Origin of the sequence: Caecibacteroides pullorum, from assembly GCF_019239235.1 — a bacterium.
In the GTDB taxonomy this organism is placed as follows: Bacteria; Bacteroidota; Bacteroidia; order Bacteroidales; family Bacteroidaceae; genus Bacteroides; species Bacteroides pullorum.
This window is the reverse complement of sequence record NZ_JAAZTS010000060.1, coordinates 1-657: the sequence shown is the minus strand read 5'-3', so window position 1 is coordinate 657 and position 657 is coordinate 1. Positions and strand designations below refer to the sequence as shown.

The following is a 657-nucleotide window of genomic DNA, read 5'->3' as shown; positions in this document are numbered from 1 at the left end:
GCAGCAGTTGGGCATAAAGCTGGGCGTGGTCGATGGAGGTCGTACAGTCGATGGCATGCTCCACTTCCACACAGATGAAACGGCGGCTGCCCGAAAGGTCGGTCAGCAGGTCGCGGCGATTACTTGTACCGATGAATGAGGCGATTCTTGGCAACGATTCGGCCGCACGGCGGTAGGCACGACGCACACGCAGGTCTTCCATCTGCATCAGATTCTTCAGCTGGGGCATCCGGCTGACGGGAAGGCGGTCGAACTCGTCGAGGTTGATCAGACCGTAGGAGGCCAGTTTGTTCTCCGCCGACGAGGCGTTGGTCAGGTCGAAGCTCTCTGTGAAGTAATCACGCAGTTCCTTAGGTAGCAGCATACGGCAGAAAGTGGATTTACCCAGACCCTGTGTGGGGCTGACCAAAAGCGGAGCTACGCTATTAGCACGACGGTCACGGTTGCCCGAGCCTGTCCACTGGGCTGTGACGGCCAGCATCCAGCGGTGGAAGGAACGTATCCAAACGTCCTTATCGGATACGCGCCTTGCCAATTCCGTTATCCGATCCTTGCCGTCCCATTCGGGCAAGTTATTGAAATAGAGTTCAAAGGGGTGGTAGTCTTGTACGTGGTCGGATTCCACATATCGCTTGATGTCACGATCCCAGCACTCCA

The 657-nt window shown here is 56.6% G+C and carries 1 protein-coding gene; it reads right to left on the bottom strand.

The window, feature by feature from the left end; genetic code table 11:
• A partial coding sequence (locus HF894_RS15065; RefSeq protein ID WP_218417857.1) for a virulence-associated E family protein occupies positions 1 to 657 on the bottom strand: 657 nt, incomplete at both ends.